The sequence below is a fragment of the Paenibacillus sp. MAH-35 genome (genome assembly GCF_058135425.1).
Window position 1 is genome coordinate 79,004 of sequence record NZ_JBYUPU010000012.1, and the last position, 14,798, is coordinate 93,801.

12 protein-coding genes are annotated in these 14,798 nt (G+C 52.1%); 10 read left to right on the forward strand and 2 right to left on the reverse strand.

The annotated features are described in order from the left end of the window. Nucleotides 1–334 precede the first annotated feature (334 nt). The 7 genes from AC3Y2E_RS15440 to AC3Y2E_RS15470 all read left to right on the forward strand — a co-directional run bounded on the left by AC3Y2E_RS15440 (nucleotide 335) and on the right by AC3Y2E_RS15470 (nucleotide 7,476). On the forward strand, nucleotides 335–715 hold the full coding sequence (locus AC3Y2E_RS15440) for a hypothetical protein (protein ID WP_379211743.1): 381 nt from the start codon (nucleotides 335–337) through the stop codon (nucleotides 713–715). 29 nt (nucleotides 716–744) lie between these two features. Beyond that, the gene (locus tag AC3Y2E_RS15445; RefSeq protein ID WP_379211745.1) at nucleotides 745–1,341 is read left to right on the forward strand and encodes a DUF6630 family protein; all 597 of its coding nucleotides are present in this window, start codon (nucleotides 745–747) and stop codon (nucleotides 1,339–1,341) included. A gap of 377 nt (nucleotides 1,342–1,718) precedes the next feature. Beyond that, entirely contained in the window at nucleotides 1,719–2,618 is a 900-nt protein-coding gene (locus AC3Y2E_RS15450) for a hypothetical protein (RefSeq protein ID WP_379211747.1), read from the forward strand. Then, nucleotides 2,542–4,362 (forward strand): FAD-dependent oxidoreductase, encoded by a 1,821-nt coding sequence (locus AC3Y2E_RS15455; protein WP_379211749.1) that lies wholly within the window; start codon nucleotides 2,542–2,544, stop codon nucleotides 4,360–4,362. Before AC3Y2E_RS15450 ends, AC3Y2E_RS15455 begins: the two co-directional genes overlap by 77 nt. 100 nt (nucleotides 4,363–4,462) lie before the next feature. Next, complete coding sequence (locus AC3Y2E_RS15460; protein WP_379211751.1) at nucleotides 4,463–5,305, forward strand: AraC family transcriptional regulator; 843 nt, start codon at nucleotides 4,463–4,465, stop codon at nucleotides 5,303–5,305. A 151-nt stretch (nucleotides 5,306–5,456) separates the two neighbouring features. After that, nucleotides 5,457–6,803, forward strand: a complete 1,347-nt coding sequence (locus AC3Y2E_RS15465) for an ABC transporter substrate-binding protein (RefSeq protein ID WP_379211753.1) — start codon at nucleotides 5,457–5,459, stop codon at nucleotides 6,801–6,803. Nucleotides 6,804–7,041: 238 nt separating this feature from the next. Beyond that, nucleotides 7,042–7,476: an Imm12 family immunity protein gene (locus AC3Y2E_RS15470; RefSeq protein WP_379211756.1), complete on the forward strand. Its 435-nt coding sequence runs from the start codon at nucleotides 7,042–7,044 to the stop codon at nucleotides 7,474–7,476. A 106-nt stretch (nucleotides 7,477–7,582) separates the two neighbouring features. Here AC3Y2E_RS15470 and AC3Y2E_RS15475 read toward each other — a convergent pair whose 3' ends face one another. Next, the gene (locus AC3Y2E_RS15475) at nucleotides 7,583–8,440 is read right to left on the reverse strand and encodes an AraC family transcriptional regulator (protein ID WP_379211759.1); all 858 of its coding nucleotides are present in this window, start codon (nucleotides 8,438–8,440) and stop codon (nucleotides 7,583–7,585) included. A 169-nt stretch (nucleotides 8,441–8,609) separates the two neighbouring features. Here AC3Y2E_RS15475 and AC3Y2E_RS15480 point away from each other — a divergent pair, with 169 nt between their 5' ends. From AC3Y2E_RS15480 to AC3Y2E_RS15490, 3 genes are all read left to right on the forward strand, one after another. Continuing rightward, nucleotides 8,610–10,028 (forward strand): extracellular solute-binding protein, encoded by a 1,419-nt coding sequence (locus AC3Y2E_RS15480; RefSeq protein WP_379211761.1) that lies wholly within the window; start codon nucleotides 8,610–8,612, stop codon nucleotides 10,026–10,028. 479 nt (nucleotides 10,029–10,507) lie between these two features. Next, nucleotides 10,508–11,557, forward strand: a complete 1,050-nt coding sequence (locus tag AC3Y2E_RS15485) for a Cof-type HAD-IIB family hydrolase (RefSeq protein WP_379211763.1) — start codon at nucleotides 10,508–10,510, stop codon at nucleotides 11,555–11,557. A gap of 136 nt (nucleotides 11,558–11,693) precedes the next feature. Next, the gene (locus AC3Y2E_RS15490; protein WP_379211952.1) at nucleotides 11,694–12,311 is read left to right on the forward strand and encodes a suppressor of fused domain protein; all 618 of its coding nucleotides are present in this window, start codon (nucleotides 11,694–11,696) and stop codon (nucleotides 12,309–12,311) included. Nucleotides 12,312–12,632: 321 nt separating this feature from the next. On the opposite strand, the gene AC3Y2E_RS15495 is transcribed toward AC3Y2E_RS15490, so the two are convergent. Further along, complete coding sequence (locus tag AC3Y2E_RS15495) at nucleotides 12,633–14,609, reverse strand: S-layer homology domain-containing protein (RefSeq protein WP_379211765.1); 1,977 nt, start codon at nucleotides 14,607–14,609, stop codon at nucleotides 12,633–12,635. Nucleotides 14,610–14,798: the final 189 nt, after the last annotated feature.

Consider the following 14,798-nt stretch of genomic DNA (forward strand, 5'->3'; position numbering starts at 1 on the left):
CGGCGTGTGACTCCTTGCAGGGGCGTAACTTTTCGTTGCGTCCTTTTTTAATATCCTGATGGATGATGGCCGGAAATCAGTGTGTTTCTTCGAGAGGGAAGTAGACAAACCTGCTCCAACGGAAGCCACGCCGCACAATACCCGTTTAATGGAAATTTGATATAATAAGACGCAGACGAAAGTTATAGTGGATGATATACTTGCTAAAATAAGCGCAACGAAAGAAGGATTTACCGTGGGAAGGAGGGCTTTAATTATGTGGTAAACGGACACATAGATCCAGAAAAGGGAACGTGCAGTTTAGTAAATGAGAATGACTGTGAGGTGCAGCTGAATGATTGACTTGCAGTATATATACGAGCTTGAGGCAGAGCAGGATGTAATGAAAGTATCAGATAATTATATGAAAATCAAATCACTCCTGCAGCAGAGCCCCCAGGAACAGTGGTCCTATGAAATGATTTTGGTATATGCAAGGGCACTGAATTTTCTGCAAGACTATTCTGACCAGACCGACCCGTTCGAGCAAGCCTATGTGCTGCTGCAAACGGTCGCGGATAAGGGAAGTTCGGACGCAGATTGGCATTTAATAATGGCTTCCGTTAGTTTCAATCTGCAACTTTACGCTGAGGCCGTACATCATGCTGAACAAGCAAATACGATTATAGCCGGCTGTGCTGATGATATGCTTGAGCTATACTCGCAATATGACTAGTAATAGTTTCTCTCAAAGGGGGATATGAGATGGGCTGGCTCCGATGGTGGGGCAGATCACGCAAAGCAGAAACGAACGCTGATGTTGAAACGGTGGATCAGGAGTCGTCGGTCGTCAAACGGACTGCGTTACTCACTTTAAGCGAACAACTTTCGGCTGACGGCGAAAGTGTGGCGAGCGAAGTCGTTCTGGCCTTGGATCATCCGGAGTTGTACGTGGAGCAGTGGGCAGACCGGTTGGTGAACCGGGGAATCGAGGAGCCGATACCGGAATTGGCCTGGATTGCACTTGTGGATGCATTGGACGAGCAAGGATTAGTATGGGAAATCGATTGGAAAGCGGACGTAGAGGACATCCTGTTCGCCGTCCATTCGTTGCTGGATCGCAGAGGATGGCATCAGCCGGCGGCAGATCGGCAATTGGAACAGGCCGTCCGATCGGGTAGTCACACCTACGACCATTTGTGTAAATTGCATGAATCGCTTCGACCTCACGGCATCGTTTTAGGCAATTTGGATATCAATAGCGACAGTTATGTGCTTATCGTCGTTCGGGAGGAAGAAGTCGAAGAAATCCAACAGTTGGCCAAGGCGAGCGGCTACACGTTCCATAGCAGCTTCGGATAGACTAGGAAGCTTACTTGAACATAAGCAGCTCTGTGAATGAGAGGGAGTACACCACGACGACAACGTCGGAATGCCGTGTTAAGTTTCATAGGCGGTGTAATTCCCGTTCGAATTCGGGGACGGAGTATCCGCCGTTTCCCAACTATAAGTTGATGGTTATTCTGATGAAGCGCCTTGTGGTGGATGTCCGCCAAGGGCGCTTTTTTCGTCTGCCGCCGCAGCCGTAATCCAACAGTCCAATACCGGGGGGTGATTGTGTAGTTTCGGTAAAGAAGACGAATCTCCATGTTTTCGATTGCTTTCTTCATTCTCAATTCCGGGCGCCTTCCGTATAGTTAGGGCAAACGATTCGTCGTTTGGAAAGGGGGCCGTTACCATTGAAACACATCCCGCTGCTTATTGTCGGCGCGACGTTTGCCGGACTGGGATATTCGAGCGAGTCGGGACCGGAAGCACTGGTCGTCGAGCCGTTCTCGCAGCCCGGCCATGAATTTATTAGCAGCTACCGCCCGGGCGAGCAGTGGCCGCGTACAGCCCGGACAGAGGCCGGCGGGCGCTTGTTGGAGGAACTGGAACGCAGGGGAGTGCTGACCGCAGATCGCCGGCTGCATGTTCCTGCTGTTCTGCCGATCATCTGCCGCTGGATTCGGGAACAACGGCTTCAACTGCTGCTGATGACGCAAATTGTGCGAATCGCCCCGCATCCGGACGGCTATGAAGTGACATTGGCTCATGCATCCGGGATGGAGAGGCTCGTAGCCGGGCGAATCGTCGATACGACGTCAGGCGGCTTGCCGCTGACGGGTGAGAAGGAGACCGCAATCGTCCACAAGCGGATCAATGCGCTGCTGCACTGTGCGAACCTGGAAGCGGACGCGTCGGTTCCGCTGCCGGAATCGTACGACGAACGCTTGTCGGTTTACCGCGGACCCTTCGCGTCCGAGGCGATCGCAAGCTTAGAGCTTGCGGCGCATGATGACTGGCCGACAGCCAGACGGAAGCTGTATACGGCGTGGCTCGGTCGTCCCGCAGCCTGGCAGCCCTGGACGATCGCGGCCATCGCGGATACGTTCGATCAGCGCGTCGGGAAAGGGCCGGCGGTCCTCCGTCCGAATTGGACCCGGCTGCCATCCTGCGCATATGCGAATCTGCTGGAAGCGCTGGAGGAAGGCGTGCTGACGGCGAGGAAGGAGGTGACCTATGAAGCTGCTGCAATGGATCAACAAGCAAAGCGTGGCGACCGCGGTCGACCAACCGCGATTCGATCGAACGTATGACGCGATCGTAGTTGGACTGGGTACAGCCGGAGCGGTAGCCGCCATCGCAGCCGCGCGCTCGGGATTGTCCACGCTGGGCATCGAGCGGCAGACGAGCATGGGCGGCACAGGCACCAACGGTCATGTCGCGTATTACTATTTCGGCGCCAAAGGCGGATTGTACGAGCAGTTGGATGAGCGGGCGGCGTTGCTCGAGAAGGAAGGCTGCTTCACCGACGGGGCCGGCGTCGAAGCGAAAAAGCTGGCGCTGGAGGAAGCGGCGCTGCAAGCGGGCGTCACGATCCGCTACGAATGTACGGCGATCGGCCTCTACATGAAAGGCGGGACGATTGCCGGTATCCGGTGGATCGGTCCCGACGGCGTACAGGAAGCGGGCTGCCGCGTCGTGATCGACTGCTCCGGAGACGCCGAGATTGCCGTCATGGCCGGCTGCGCCGCCCGCTTCGGCCGCGACAGCGACGGGACGACGCACGCTTATTCCAACGTCGTCTCCCTGCTTCGCAACGGGAGGGTCAAGTCGTTTTATACAGACTCGGGATATGTCGATCATACCGACACCGCCGAACTGACGGAGGCGCTGCTCGCTTCCGCGACGCTGCCGACGCATTTGAAGCACACCTACGGCGAAGGCGACAGGCTGCTCAAGGTGGCGCCGCAGCTGGGCATTCGCGAAGGACGGCTTATTAACGGAGATCCAACGCTTACCTTCGAACGATTTGTCCGGGGGGAATGGACCAGCGAACCGCTGTTTTACGCCTATGCCAATCTCGACAACCATGCCAAGGATCTGGCGCTGGAAAGCGATCTGCAGCAGGAATGGTCGGTCGTCAGCGGATTGTGGAGCCTGCGGATCGCCGTACCGGTTCCGTTGGAGGCGCTGATCCCGCAAGGAACGACTAATTTGCTGGTGGCGGGACGCAGTCTGGCGGTCGATCACGATCTCGCTTCCTGCATCCGGATGAAGCGGGACATGCAGAAGTGCGGCGAGATCGCCGCCAAGGCCGCTTATCTGGCGGTGCGCGACAACATACCCGTCCGCGAAGTGTCCTATGCCGAGCTGCGCCGGCTGCTGGATGAGACCGGCTGTGCGTCAGAAGCGCCGGATACGGTCGAATGGTTAACCGAACCAGACGCCATCCGCAGCGGACTTGGCTCCGAGACACCCGGCATCGCGATCTGGTCGGCAAGGCGGCAAGGCGGCTCGATGATCGGACCGCTGCGCGAATGGTGTGCGCAAAAGCAGGACGGCCATCTGCGCAAGCACAGCGCATTGGCGCTGGCACTGCTCGGCGATGCGGGAGCGATCCCGGCGCTGCGCGAAATGGTGCTGGAGCGCGACGCGTTTCTGTCCGGCACGAGCCATATGTACAGCCAGTTCCGGGCGCATGCGGCCATTTATTTGCTGGGCAAGCTCGGGGACGCGAAGATCGTGCCCGAGCTGGAACGGATCGTTGCGGAGCCGGGCAGCCGGGAGCCGGAGGAGAGCTGGATTCGCAACAAGTTTATCGTGAGCGCCGACGATTACCGGTTTCAGTATGTATCGTACGCGCTGCTGGCGCTGCTGCGCATCGGCAGCCGGCACGCTTCCGTCCGTGAGCGCATCGCCGCCTTCGTTCGGCGCGAGGTGCTGGACGAGTCGTTTCAGGCGCGGTTTTACTTGAACAGCGTACCGGAATACGAGCTGCCTCACCTCGCAACCGCACAGTTGCAACGGCTCACACGCGAGCAGCTAGCCTCGTGGTAAAATGTACGCAAGGCGGCCGGACACGCGGAAATACCCTAGCGCGTAAGTCAACGGCAAGCGGCGGACAGCCGCGAAGCCTATTTGCGGAGGTGGGGACGCGATGCAGCATCAGTACGACTTTTGGAACCAGCTTCATCCCCAGGTGTGGTTGATTACGAAGCGGGAAACCCCGTTTTGGGAAGAAATGAATTACGCGTTCGGGGAATATTGCAAAATCCATAAATTGTCGATCGTTTGCGGCGGTTCCGGCCGTCTGGTGTACAACAGCGAGGAAACGGCGTTGCAGCCGGGCATGGTCGTGTATTCGTCTCCCGGCAACGACATTCATTTTATAAGCTCCAGGCAAGACCCGCTTCAATTTTACTCGGTTATGTTTCATTATGCGCTCGTCCGCTGGGAAGGGTGGAACCGCCCGTCGCTGGAAGCGGGGAATAGCGGGCATAAGCTGCCGCTCCAGCCGTTCTCGAAGCTTCGTCACGCCAATGCAGCCACTGTCATTTTGCAGCACATGCATGCCAGCTGGAACAGCAAAAAGGTCGGTTACGAATGGAAGGTGAATCTGGCCTTCAAAAACCTCCTGTCCGAACTGCTCAACCAGCAAATCCGTTCCAAGGGCGACGAGGAAGCGGCGCTTGCGCTGGTCAATAAAGTGATCGGCTACATTAACGTGCGGTATCCCGAGAAGCTGGACCGCAAAGCGATGGCCGATTACGTCTCGTTATCGCAAAGCTACTTGTCGCTGCTGTTCAAAAAGTATACCGGCTGGTCGCCGGTGCAATATCTGATCAAAATCCGTATGGACAAAGCAAAGGAGCTGCTTCGCGACAGCCGCAAAAGCATCGGCGAGATTGCCGCCGAGGTCGGCTATACGGACCCGTTGTATTTTTCCAGAGTGTTTGCGCAGTACACGGGGTTTGCCCCGAAGGCATACCGCAAAGGATGAAGGCGATTGCGGGTTTGCTGGCACGCTCTAGCTCTAGGTAAGATGCAGCTTAACGGGAGCCGATACTCTAGCCGAAAGCCGGACAAGGCGAACCGGGAATGAGCAGTTATACAGAAATGGACAGATTGAACCGATGGGGGAGTTCCGAACCATGATGAGAAGGATGAATTGGAAGCTTGTGGGACCTGCTGTTGCAGTCGTAGCAATGGTGTCCGGTTGCGGCGGGGGAGAGAGCGGCGGCAGCAAGCCGAAGGCTGCGCCTTCCGACCAAGCGGCTCCAGCGGCAGTCGATTATAATGAAGCGGCGGAGCTGACGATCTACGCCAGCAGTTCCTCATTTACCGAGGACATCTTCAAGTCGAGAGTCGAGCGGTATGTCCGCAGCAAGTTTCCAAACTACAAGCTGAACTATGTCAAGCCCGGCAGTATGACTGTGCCGGATATGATCGCTACCCACAACGTGCCAGACATTTTCCTGTTCGCCCTACCCGAAATGCAAAAGAATTTGCTGCCTAACGGCTTGCAGTACGACCTGACCGAGCTGATCGCCAAGTACAAGGTCAATCTGAACCGATTCGAACCGGGCCTGCTGCAGACGTTCCGCGACGTATCGGGCGACGGCAAGCTGTTCGGTCTGCCGGAGAGCACCAATCCGCACGTCATGTTCTACAACAAAGACATTTACGACAAGTTCGGCGTTCCGTACCCCAAAAACGGCATGACGTGGGATGAAGCGTACGAGATGAGCCGCAAGATGACCAACTTCCAGGACGGGATTCAGTACCGGGGCGTCACGATGTTTTTTCGCACCATGCTGACCAACAACGCGGCTTCGCTGCCGATCATCGACGCCAAAACCGGACGGGCGGCTGTCAATACGGCGCCTTGGAAAACTATATTCGATAATGCCAAACGCTTCTACGAGGTGAACGGCATGCTGACCGGCTACAAGCCGGGCGACGGCGCAGCAGAGCTGACGGCCTTTTATACGGACAAAAACATAGCGGCCGTTATTTCACCGCTTTCCGCTTATACGCGAGCGGGTATGAACGATATCGCATGGGATATGGTGTCCGTACCGGTCTCGTCCGCGCAGCAAAATATGGGGCTGCAGGTGGAGCCGAGAGCCTGGTTCATTTCCAATACGAGCAAGTCGAAGGAACAGGCATTCCAGGTGCTGCTGCACGTGCTTTCCGACGAGGTCGAGCTGGCGAACAGCAAGTCCGGTAAGACGACAAGCTTGCAAAATGAAACGATCGCCAAAGCGTTCGGCGCAGACCTGGAGCTGCTAAAGGGTAAAAACACGAGCGCCGCCTTCCACAACAAGGTCGCCCCGAGTCCGCAGGCGCCCGAGCTGGCTACCAATGGCGCGAACTTGCTCAGCAAGGAGTTCGATGCCGTCATTCAAGGCCATAAGGACGTCAATACGGCGCTGCGTTATGCGGAAGAAACGATCAACAAAGCAATCGAAGAGGAAGCAGCCAAAACAGGCAAATAAGATAAACCGAGGAACTTCTCAAAGAACCGCATCTCCCCTGTATTCGCAGAGGATGCGGTTTTTGCTTTCTTTTGCATGTTGGATACCTTCAAGGATAAGGAACTGCTTGCATGGGCAGTTATGCGTAATAGCAGACGATAGTCATCTATGATATTATTTGGCTAATGGGGCAGGACCGGCTGAAACCGGGTACTCGTCCGGCACGGATATATGTACACAACGGGAGGGGATCGCGAATTTGGAGCTCACGATACGAACGATTTATGGCGGTGCGGAGAGGGTCACGCCCGGCGTCGTCCAATCGGTGCGCGACATACGACAACGCATAAAAGCTTCTATGCAGGATGCCGTGTTTTCCTGCTTGCAGGAAATGGATGTATGCTTATGTTTTAACGGAGATGTTTCGACGTATTATGATAAATCGGGTATATACCAGCCGCTCTTTTATAAAGCAAAACAAAAATTCATAACTACAATATGCTTCGATGCATCAGAATGGAGCGGAGACCACGAGGAGGACACGAGCACATTTCGCACCTTATTACGGGACTATCTGCTGGAAGCAGGTTCGATCGTAGAAACAAAAGCTTCCAAAAACAAACTGGAATTTGAAAAACCGTTGTTCGAGCGGTGTATTCGTAACGCTTTTGGAGACGGCAGCTCTTTAGATTGAATAAAGCAGCAAACCTGGAACGATCGGGCGTTTCTTTCATTTCGAAGGATATATGTTCTTGTCCTTGACTAAGGGCAAAACATATATCCTTTGCCGGATCAAGCAGTTAATGATGACGGTATTGTTTCGGTGTCATGCCCAACCGTTTTTTGAATATGCTGCAAAAATAGTTAAAGTTCACCCAGCCCGATTTTTCACCGATTTCCTGCACCGATGCGGCCGTCGTTTTCAGCAGAATGCACGCTTGTTTGATACGCCGGTCCGTCAAAAACTCCATAATTGTCTTGCCCGTCGTCTGGCGGAATATATAGGACGCATAATTCGGAGAGATATGCACCGCCTGGGCTAACGCTTCAAGCTGAAATTCCTGCTCATAATTTTCGTTAATCCACCGGATCATTTTCGCTACAGTCGGTTCGGCGGCCTGTTTTTTCTGCTTCGATACCATTCCTGTTTTCCATAACGGATACAAGTAGTGAAATACGTTTACGAGAAACAGCGAATTGCCCTCCATCTGGTTGTAGAAAGGATACCGCTGCAGCCGTTCGTAATTTTCCCGGAGAAACTGCTCAAAGTTTTTCCAATCCGGCACATATTGCACTTGGGAGGTCGATGTATCGCTGCATATGTAGTCATGAAATTCGCGCAGTTGCGGAAACGCTTTCAAATTCTCCGCGAGATAGCTATGCTCATACTTCATCAGCGATCGGATATAAGGTTTTCCGGGGCCGATCTGCATTTGCAGATAATGCGGCTGGTACGGTTTGAGGAAAATCAATGTACCGGGCTTCACTTCATATATGCTCTGCTCCAGAATGAGCTGACCTGAACCTTCATGTACAAATATCATTTCAATACCGGGATGGAAATGAAATAGCTGCTTGAAATACCGGGAGTTGTCAAAAAACATATCGAGCTTAACCGGGGCGTCAATCAGAAACGGGCAATGTTCAAAAATCAACATAATTCCTCCGATAACATTCGACGTATTTTATTAGCATTTTACCATAAGAAATTGCAACTTTGATATACCGCATTTATGATATTCTCAGGTTGTAGGGTTATAATCGATTTATGGATAGAGCGCTTACAACTCCAACATATGCGCTCAAACAAAAAGGGAGGCGTCGAGAATGGTTAACAAGAGAACTAAAATCGAACTTGCGGAGAGTCGCGCAACAAAAAACAACAATAGGCGCACAGGTGTTAAATTAGCAAAGTTCGCCAAAAACGCTGCAATATTCGGACTGCTCGCCGCAGTAGCGTCAGCTTGCTCTGGCGCCAACACCGGAGGGAGTACGACTGCAGGGACGGCTGCTGGGACGACTGATAGCGGCAAAGTCCCGGAAGTGAAAAAGAAAGAGCCGGTCGATCTTGTCTTCTTCCAAACCTCAAGCGGTTGGACGGAAGCCATGTTTATGGAACAGTATGGGGACGCGATAAAAACAAAATTCCCCCACATGAATATTAAATTTATTCCAAGCGCGAAGACGACCGATTTGATTGCAAGCGGAACGACTATTGACGTATTGTTTTCATCAGTCGGACATATTCATGCGCATCTGATTGCCAATAACATGCAGTACGATATGACCGAGCTGATCAAAAAGAACAATTATGATTTAAACCAATTAGAGCCTTCAACGGTTGAGCTTATGAAAAAGATCGCAAATGGCGGAATGTACGGACTGCCGGTTACGAATACAGTAAGTGTACTATCCTATAATAAAGATTTGTTCGACAAATTTGGTGTCAGCTATCCGAAAGATGGAATGACATGGGACGACACCTACGAATTAGCCAAGAGGATGACAAGGACAGAAGGTGGCGTTAATTATCGCGGATTGGTAGCCTCGGTGGAACACATTGCTCAGACGAACCAGTTCTCTGCAGGTTATGTGGATCCTAAAACGGATAAGTCTTTGTTCGCGACGAATGAAAACTGGAAAAAAATCGCGGACAATCTCTCTCGTTTCTATAAAATACCAGGAAATGAGGTCGATTCCAAGACTGGCGTCCTACTCGCGCAGGTGGATGCATTCCGAAAAGACTTGACTGTAGCTATGATGGCTCATCTGGCGATCCCTGATAAAAATGATGCCATAAAAAATTGGGACATGGTCAAACTCCCGGAATTTAAAGAGCTTCCCGGTGTTGGCTCGCAACCTTATCCGACCTATTTCGACATTACTTCGATGAGCAAGCATAAAGATGAAGCGTTTGAAGCGATCGCATTCTTAACGTCGGAAGAGTTCCAGTTGAAGCTGGCGAAGCGCGGAGACGTGCCTGTTCATAAGAGTCAAGCCGTACGCAACGCTTTCGGGCAAGAAGTGGAGCACTTGAAAGGTAAAAATATTAAAGCACGGCTTCCGGAGAAGCTGGCCGAACCTATGGCGATGACAACTTATGATGCTCAAGCTAAAACAAAATGGGTGACCCACATGAACCAATTGATCACAGGAACCGGAAACGATGATATCAATACACTGCTGAGGAAAGCGGCAGAAGAAGCGGATAAAGACATAGAGACGATCAAAGCATCGAAAAAGTAAGCGTTTACTCTCGAAAGCAACGCGCAAGTAACGATTCCATCCGCCCGCCCAGAGTTGGTCCAAAATCGTTATAACAAAACGGTCCATGGCGGGAAACGACATCGTCCAGTATACTAAAAGTATCCTGCAGGAAGGGAGCGTGATGGAATTGAACATGCAGACAAAGGTGATTTCGGTTTAACGACCGACCTGCGTCGGTTCTGTTGAACCGATTGAGCCCAAAAACAACCGCCGCGGCATTGATGCTGCGGCGGTTGTTTTGCTAGACAACCCGATTGAGGGCGGGCGGCTGTAGCTAAGGCACTCCTTCCCTCTCACGCACCAACGCATGGGTTTGCACGTCAAATGACCGTCCGGACGCCTTTGCCGGACGCTTTTTTATTGTAAACAAACTGATCAAAAATCCAATAATGGGGCTACCATCAGCACCTCTATTCAGATATAATTGGAGGAATTTAACTAAGGAGTGTGGGGATGCGATGTCAGGAATACAAGCAATTGTGCTAGACTTGGATGGAACCTTGCTCGATAGCAGCAAATCCATATCTCCACGGAATTATCGTGCGGTTAAGCAGTGTTTTGAAGCCGGAATTCATATTATTGTCGCTACAGCACGACCGCCTAGAGTCGCTAAACATTTTATAAAAGATCTTCCGTTTGCAGAGTACCTTGTTTTCTACAATGGTGCCTTAGTGACAAACGAATCTAAACAAGTTCAGCGGCACATTTGTATCCCCACAGAGATTAGCCAGCAGATTATTAAACTCATTGAGCTAAGCGAACCCCACTCTACCATCTACTATGAAGTTAATGACTCCTGGTATACGTGCACACCGATTCCCGACTCCGAGTCCGCTAAGTTTGACGCCCGTTCGGGTGAATCTAGACCAGAGGTAGTCGACTCTAATTTTATCTGTTCCCTATCTCCGACTAAAATTCTGGTTGTGGGTTACAGCTCATGGAACGAGCTTGCCCGGCAATTCGGTAACCAAGTCAACGTAATCGCAACGGATGAAGGAGTATTGGTTCAAATTATGCATAAATCCGCTTCAAAAGAGGATGCCGTGCAGTGGGTCTTAAATGAGATCGGGATGAGCCCGGACCATGTAATGGTATTTGGAGACGATTTTAACGATTTGGGACTTTTCCATAAGTGCGGATTTCCCATTGCCATGGGGAACGGGATAACGGAACTGAAAAATTGTGCAAAGTACGTTACTGAATCCAACGATAACGATGGTGTTGCAGCAGCACTTGAAAAATTTGTGCTGAATCAAGTAAATAACGAAGAGCGGGGGATTGTGAGTAAAGAGGGCGAGAACATTAGAGAGACAAACGAGATCATTACGGTGAATGTGTACAAGACCAGTCCGGACCGGAAGGAAGTGCTCGAACGCCAGGCGGGAGAAAAAGTCGAGAAGGCTCGTGAGGAAGCATTAACGAAGATTCGTGAGCGATACGAGCAACGGAAGCAATCGGAACGTCGGCGGCCAGCCTCCGGCGGCGAACTGGAGGATGACGATCGTTGACAGGTCACCCGAACCGTCCAGGTGGGGAATCGTTGCGGCTTTACTCGATCTGGCCAATAAACATCAACGGCACTTGTCCACTCCGTCCGCTGCTAAGCAGCCATTGCGTATTGTTAGCTAACCAACCAGAAAGGTGATGGGTGTGCAAATCAACAGAGAATCGAGTCAAGAAAAACTGCTGAAGCTTGACATCAAACGAACCATTATTCTTAATTTGTATATGAAAGAATGGTCTATGCCGGAATACAGAGTCATAATGACAAAACCGGAGATTGGCGTATATATCGAGATCTATTATTTTCCGTCAACGAATGAAAACAATCCTGCAAGATTCGCAACTGTCGGCCTATCGAATTCCGTTCGAAAAACTGGAAAACCAACCGAGACGGAATGGATGCTAGCTTTAACACCCGATTTGGGACAAGAGAGCGTCGATCGCATATTCTCGTATTTCTGCGACCTACTTGCCCATACTATTGAAAATGTAAAATCTTCGGAAGTCCCACGAGTAATGACTGAGAGCGCACTCGCCCCAGAGAACTGGACTGCAAAAGCCCTGTTGATTGATGAACTAAGGGGAGAAAGTGAGGATTTGGAAGAAATACAAATAGGTGAAGAAATAATTAGTGTCTTGTGGGTTATACCCATTAGTGATAAAGAAGCACGTCTAATTTTAGAAGAAGGCATAGATGCTTTTGATGCTTATACAGAAAAGCTGCAGCATTCCATAATAGATCCCACGCGTCCTTATTAATCAATTTGTAATGCATCTAGTTAAAAGGCATGATAACGAAATGGTTATTTTGGAGCAGGCGCCAGGTGAACCTGCTCTTTTTGTATTCTTCAATCAGGTACGCCCCTTCTTCATTCTGTATAAGAAAAAGAAACCGATTCTTGGTAAAATGAAGTGCGACCACGACGGTAACTCTTTAGGCTAAACCGATCGCGCCGGGGATGCTTCCATAGATCAGCAGCCTATACAAGTCCTTGGTGAGTACTCCTGTTGCCTCAAAGCACAAGTTGCAATTTTTCTTTCACGCAAACACGGGGACCCTAGGGTCCCCGGCTAGTTGACTTATAGATCCAGCATGCGGACGATGGCCGCAGCCGATTCCGCGCGAGTAGTCGAGGTCTTCGGGCGAACCTTGTTATCGTTCATGCCGCCGAGAAGCGAATGCCGAGAAGCGATGTACGCCGACCCTCTGGCCCAGTCCGAAAGATCGGCGTCGTCCGCGTAACCGCTGGCCGGCGCGGGGTCCGGAGCGGTTATGCCCGATGCGCGTACGACCATCGCCAGCATTTCCTCATGCGTGATGTGGTTCGACGGAAGAAACGTTCCGTCGGAATTGCCCCTTACGATATTAAGCTGAGCCGCTTGAGCGACGGCCTTGGCCGCCCACGAGGGGATATCGTTTTGGTCCGTAAACGGCAGAGTTATGCCTTCGACATCCGGCTTCAAAGCACGCATGAGCATCACCGCGAACTCCGCTCTTGTCACGCCCTTTTCCGGTTTAAACGTCCCGTCTTCGTATCCGAAAACGATTCCCAGTTCGACCGCTTTCGTTATCTCAGGCTTAGCCCAATGGCCCTCGATATCCGTCAACACGGGGAGGGGGGGCGGCGAAGCGCTGACGTTCACTTCGCTGATCGCCATGTAACCGCCTTCGTCCGTCGATGCGATCACCTTGGTTTTGCCCGCCGACACAGCCGTTACGATACCCGAGCCGTTGACGTGGGCGACGTTTGGGTTATCGCTCTTCCAATTGACTTTGCGATTGACCGCTACGGAGGGAGCGACGGTAGCGGTTAGCGCCGTGCTCTGTCCGGCTTGCAGCTCGATCGCCGGCTTATCCAGCGTCACGCTGGCAACTGGCGGCGTTCCGAGTGCGAACAGCCCGAAGCCGCTGGCAAACAGGGTGCCGTCGGAGGAGAAAACGATATTCCCATGGCCGCCGCCGCTGTTATGAGGCACTTCGGCTTTCCACTTGGCATTGCCGTCGACGGCGGCAATCGCGTACAAATATTGACCATCGCTGCTGTAGACATACGCAAGCTCTCCCGGGCCGGCGACGATTCGCGTGATGGAATTGGTAAATTTGGTGATCCATTTTACGTCCATGGCAGTGTTTAATCCGATCAGCTTGCCATTGACGAGTCCGACGTACAATTCGCCGGCTTTGCCGATAACCGGGGTCGTCGAAATGTCCGCGGACGCCGTATACTGATCTTTAACGCTCCCGTCCGGCTTGTAGGCGACGACAGTGTTTTTATTGGCTACGGCGTACACGGTTCCGTCGGAGCCGAGAGCGGTGCCGAAAAAGTTAGCGTAACTGGAGCCGCTGCCGCCGGTCATGTCGCGTGACCATTTCAAGCTGCCGTCCGGCTTGACCGAGTAGAGACTCGACTTGCCGGATACGGCGTACACCGTGCCGTCGGCGGCGACGCTGAGCGAATGCGGAAGCACCGAAGGCACATCGACCGACCGGATAACCGAACCGTCATCGGGGTCGATCCATACGATATTATCCGATACTGCGAGCACAATCGTTCCGTCCGGCAGGAAAGAAATCTTCCCCGTGATCAAACCGGAGTACGTCCATCCGACCCGTCCGTCTTTGAATATTTGCTGCAGTCCGCCTCCCCCTCTTGCAGCGTACAAGGTGCCATCCGGTCCAATGGTCGTGTCGTAATAGCCGTTGTCGGAGAGGAGGCTCCACAACAGCTTGCCGTTAGGCGCGATGGCGGTCAGTCCGTCACCGTCGGAGTATTTGTTCCAGCTTCCGACGTATAAGGTGCCGTCGGCTGCCAGGCTCGGAGCATAGTACGCTCCCTTGAGCTGGGAAAACTCCCAACGGCGCTCGATCAACGGAGCGTTCGCCAAGGACCCCGCAGGGAAATCGTCATCGGGATCGATCAATATGATCGGTACAGAGGGGATAGACGGGAGCGTCGGCTTAATCATCGGCTCCGCTGCCGAAGCGGTCAATGGCGAGATGGCGAGTGACCCAATTAGAAACATTAATGCAACCCTGCTTCGTCGTAACTTGTTCATGGATTTCCTCCAATGTAAATATATTCCGACAGGATTCGGATACTCAAATTATATGATTAGACGGTGTTCCAGCGATATGGAAACTGTTAAATTTCTTTTGTCTCCCGAGTGCGTTGCACCCTGATCCGCAAGTACCGTATCTAAAAACCAATGGAGGTATAAGGATGAAATGTATTCAATGTCAAAATG

Coding starts and splice junctions, on each gene's coding strand:
- AC3Y2E_RS15440 (WP_379211743.1), top strand. CDS start 335: ATGATTGACTTGCAGTATATATACGAGCTTGAGGCAGAGCAGGATGTA.
- AC3Y2E_RS15445 (WP_379211745.1), top strand. CDS start 745: ATGGGCTGGCTCCGATGGTGGGGCAGATCACGCAAAGCAGAAACGAAC.
- AC3Y2E_RS15455 (WP_379211749.1), top strand. CDS start 2,542: ATGAAGCTGCTGCAATGGATCAACAAGCAAAGCGTGGCGACCGCGGTC.
- AC3Y2E_RS15460 (WP_379211751.1), top strand. CDS start 4,463: ATGCAGCATCAGTACGACTTTTGGAACCAGCTTCATCCCCAGGTGTGG.
- AC3Y2E_RS15465 (WP_379211753.1), top strand. CDS start 5,457: ATGATGAGAAGGATGAATTGGAAGCTTGTGGGACCTGCTGTTGCAGTC.
- AC3Y2E_RS15475 (WP_379211759.1), bottom strand. CDS start 8,440: ATGTTGATTTTTGAACATTGCCCGTTTCTGATTGACGCCCCGGTTAAG.
- AC3Y2E_RS15480 (WP_379211761.1), top strand. CDS start 8,610: ATGGTTAACAAGAGAACTAAAATCGAACTTGCGGAGAGTCGCGCAACA.
- AC3Y2E_RS15485 (WP_379211763.1), top strand. CDS start 10,508: ATGTCAGGAATACAAGCAATTGTGCTAGACTTGGATGGAACCTTGCTC.
- AC3Y2E_RS15490 (WP_379211952.1), top strand. CDS start 11,694: ATGGGTGTGCAAATCAACAGAGAATCGAGTCAAGAAAAACTGCTGAAG.
- AC3Y2E_RS15495 (WP_379211765.1), bottom strand. CDS start 14,609: ATGAACAAGTTACGACGAAGCAGGGTTGCATTAATGTTTCTAATTGGG.